Source organism: Streptomyces sp. NPDC055103 (genome assembly GCF_053607625.1).
The window spans coordinates 1-3,843 of record NZ_JBSGTX010000147.1 but is presented as its reverse complement, the minus strand read 5'-3'; the positions used below and the strand labels follow the sequence as shown (position 1 = coordinate 3,843).

At 41.6% G+C, this 3,843-nt stretch carries 4 protein-coding genes; 1 reads left to right on the top strand and 3 read right to left on the bottom strand.

The window, feature by feature from the left end; genetic code table 11:
* Positions 1-229 (top strand): YppF family protein (locus ACWFR1_RS39990; RefSeq protein ID WP_453560919.1); only part of this gene is annotated, 229 nt, incomplete at its 5' end.
* Between the two features lie 158 nt (positions 230-387).
* Here the strand turns inward: ACWFR1_RS39990 and ACWFR1_RS39985 are convergent.
* The 3 genes from ACWFR1_RS39985 to ACWFR1_RS39975 form a co-directional block, all read right to left on the bottom strand.
* On the bottom strand, positions 388-1,740 hold the full coding sequence (locus tag ACWFR1_RS39985) for an IS1182 family transposase (RefSeq protein ID WP_129093204.1): 1,353 nt from the start codon (positions 1,738-1,740) through the stop codon (positions 388-390).
* Between the two features lie 54 nt (positions 1,741-1,794).
* A protein-coding gene (locus tag ACWFR1_RS39980) for an IS3 family transposase (protein WP_087614167.1) occupies positions 1,795-2,984 on the bottom strand; the annotation gives its coding sequence in 2 pieces (ribosomal slippage) (positions 1,795-2,684 and positions 2,684-2,984; 1,191 coding nt in all).
* 219 nt (positions 2,985-3,203) lie between these two features.
* On the bottom strand, positions 3,204-3,843 hold a 640-nt coding region (locus tag ACWFR1_RS39975; RefSeq protein WP_453560910.1), incomplete at its 5' end, for an N-acetylglucosaminidase.

Below are 3,843 nucleotides of genomic sequence, written 5' to 3'. Positions count from 1 at the left end.
GTACCATATTTTCAATACAGATGAGAGGGGATGCACCATAATGAACGTATCATACTTAAGCAAACGTTTTGCAGAAATGAAGAAATATGAAACAGACTGTATGAATAAACTGATGGACTTTGCCAAGTTCCTCTATATTCAAGGACATCTCAGCATAACTGAGTTTCGTAACAGTATGAAGGTTCTCGAAGCAAATGGAGCAGAAAGCCCGGCATATGAGATGAATTAACGTCCGGCCCCCTATAAAAACGAAAAGAAGACAGCCTTTTACCGGCTGTCTTCTCAGCTTGTAGAGAAAACGACGTTTTTTCTACAAGCTTTTTTGTTTTATACAGTTTCTTTAGATATTCATCAGGTTTCAGATGCAGAAAAAGCGCTCCCACATGCCTAGCCCTGCTTGGCTAGGTATGTGGCAATTTTCTTCATGTTCTGGCATGCGGCTGTGAGGAGAACTTGTTCACTCACATTTCGTTTTCCCCTCAACCTGCAATAGCGAAGCCCATGCAGCTGTTTTGAATCTGCAAAGCTTCGCTCTATTTTTTCTTTTCTTTTTTTGTAGAGGTTTTTTCCTGAAACAGACAAGCGATTTTGTCTGACCTTTTCTTTATGTTCTTCCCATACATGTCGAGTAATCACTTTCTGCCGATTCTTTGATTTTGTACAGTTTTCAAGCAGTGGGCATGAGGAACATATTTCAGGATTTGATTTATATGACCGGTAGCCTTTTCGGTCAGTTGTTGAGTATGTAAGTGTTTGGTGATTTGGACAAATGTATCTGTCTTGTTCACTGTCATAATGAAATTTCCATTTTGGAAACAAGCCTCGGATAGGGTGATAACGTCTATGTGCGATGACACCAAAGATTTGGCGGTCAGATAATCCTTTACAGATCGGAGTCGTTAAATATCCGGAATCAAGGGCGACGGCTTCTACTTGAAAACCAAATCGTGCGATTTGGTGGTCTAATCGGTCAAGATAAGGCACAGAATCATGGACATTTCCAGGTGTGACGTAGGCATCGGTGATAATGTTGTATTTCATATCTGTTGTGCGGTGATCTAAATAGAAAAAACCTTCTGGTTTGTTTTCACGATACAGATAGCCACTTTCCGGATCGGTTGTACTGTGGCGGATCTCTTTTTCAGCTTTCACCTCCTCTTTGGCTGTTAATGGCTTTTTTCCGTGTTCCTCCCGATCCTCTTGAATGGCTTCATTTAAATCCTTGATATAGTTTTGGGTATCCTGCGCAATTGTTTTTCTTGTGTATTTATGCTTGTTGGCATTGGCTTTAAGGTGTGTGGAGTCGGTGAATAGGACTCGTCCGCCCACCATGTCATGATTGATGGCCTGAAGAACGATCTCATCAAAAATGTCTTGGAAGATGGTTGTATCTTTAAAGCGTGTGCGTCTGTTCCAGCTGATGGTGGAGTGGTGTGGAACCGGGTCGTTTATGTTCAATCCGAGAAACCATCTGTACGCCATATTGTAGTAAATTTCTTTTTCAAGCTGTCTTTCTGAACGGATACCATAGAGGTATCCGATAAACATCATTTTAAATAAAATAAGCGGATCAAGTGAGGGGCGGCCTTTGTTTTCACTGTAGTAAGGTTTCACCTTTTCAATGATGAAAGAGAAGTCTATGTGTTTATCAATTTTCCGAAGCAGGTGATCCTCTTCAACGAGTTGGTCAAGCAGAACAAATTCGGCTGTGTTTTGAGAAGAGTTTCTTGTGTGGAACATGAGAAAGACACCGTCCTTGGTCTTACCCCTGTCAAGTAGACAGCCATAAAAAGCCTAAGCAACCAGTGTGTTACGGTATTCTACCGGAGCACACTGGTTTAATTTTTTCTGGAATCGTTCGTGATTATAGAACTGGATGTAATCTTTAATGCTTTTGTGGAGCTCTTTTTCAGTTTGACATGAAGAAAAGTATGTATTCTCTGTTTTGAGGTGCGAGAAAAATGATTCGATACAGGCGTTATCCAGGCAGTTTCCCTTACGGGAATGGCTGCCCTTCAAACCAACGGTTTCAAGTCGCTTTTGATATGCTTTTGTTGTGTATTGGAATCCTTGATCAGAGTGGAGAATGGCCCCTTGGACATCCCGTTGAGCTGTTAAACTTTCCACTGTTTTCATCACCAGTTCAAGATCATTTCGCTTTGACAGTTTCCATGCGACAACCTCATTGTTGTAAAGATCTTGTACTGCAGAAAGATAATAGAATCGTTGTCCGCAAGCAATATAGGTAATATCGGTTACATATAACTGATTAGGCTGATTGGTTTGAAATTCTCGGTTAAGCCGGTTTGGCAGGACAACCGATGCCTTTCTTCCAAAATAACGACGCTTTTTTCGAATAATCGAGTGGATGTTCATCTCTCTCATCAATCTGTAAACACGCTTATGGTTGACGCAGAAACCTTCTTTCTTTAAAGCGACAGTAATCCGAGGATAGCCATAGAAAGGGCGTGAATGATGAATCGCCATGATGTGCTCTTTTATGATCTGATCTCTCTGTTGCCTTGCCATTCGAAACCTTTGAGCCTTGCGCCATTTATAGTACCCTGACCGTGACACTTTGGCGATACATACCAGCCACGTAATCGGATAACGGTCCTTCAATTCGTGAACAGCTTCAAATCGTGCTGCCTTCAAAATCCGTCCTCCCCATGCAGATTTGGATAGCGCTTTTTTAGGTATTCGACCTGTGCCTTTAAATAATCTCGTTCTTCCTCAACACTTTTAAACGTTGTTTTAGGGCGTCCAATAAAAGGATTGTCTGACTTTGTATCTTTTCCCCTTTGATCATCAAAAGACTTGCCTTCCCGATATGTTTTCACCCAATTTTTGAGCTGGGTTGAACTTCGAAGCCCTAATTCTTCAGCTAACGTGTTATAGCTTTTGTTTCCTTCCTCGTACATTTTGACAGCTTTCATCTTAAATTCTTTCGTATAGTGCTGAAAGTGTTGCCCTTTTCTCGCCATAAAAAATCCCCTCCACGTATAGTGTAACAGCCACTTTTGAAAAGCGGGCTTTTTACACTGTCTACTTAGAGGGGATAATATCACCTTTTAAGTCTTTCTTTTATTTTATTACAGAAGAATGGATATTTTTAGGAAAAATAAAGGCTGTCGAGATTTTCTCGACAGCCTGAGGCTGTAGCTATTTAATAGCTACAGCCTATTTGCAACTTTCTAAGTTTTTTATCGATATTCCGGAACATCAAAATAAAGTGTATAACCGTCCAGCAATGAATACAGGCTGTACATGCGGTTTACTTGTTTGTACGCCCAGCCGATGTCTGTTGCGTATTGGTGTGTCGCTGTAGCTGACCATCTCATTTTGTACAGTGTGTCTTGATTGTAAGCTGTGTTGTGGATATACGATGAGCCTATGAATTTAGCTCCGCCGATAATGGCCGCTTCAGGTGTGAACCAGCCCTGCTCGTACGCATATTTGGCTCCGTAGTAATTCGGGTTGCTGTCGTATGCTCCAATTCCATACATGTTGTATACGGTTTTTCCGTTATAGGTTAAGCCATTGGCTAAGGCAGATGTCCCATTTCCTGTTTCAAGAAGTGCGTGTGAGATTAAATACAGTTCGTTGATGCTATATTGATTGGCGGCATCGATAAATGCCTTTGCTCTCCCTGTCAGGATGCCTTTACCCGCAAGCACTTTCTGATTGACCTCAGTAACGCTGAGGCCCGCTGTCTGTGACAGCTTGAGAAATTGGAAGTAGTATTTGCTGTCTCTGGAAAAGTTATTTGGATCCACATATTGAACTACTTCATCACTGCGTGCGTTTCGCCAGCCCAAATTGATCTTAGCCCAGCCGTTTATC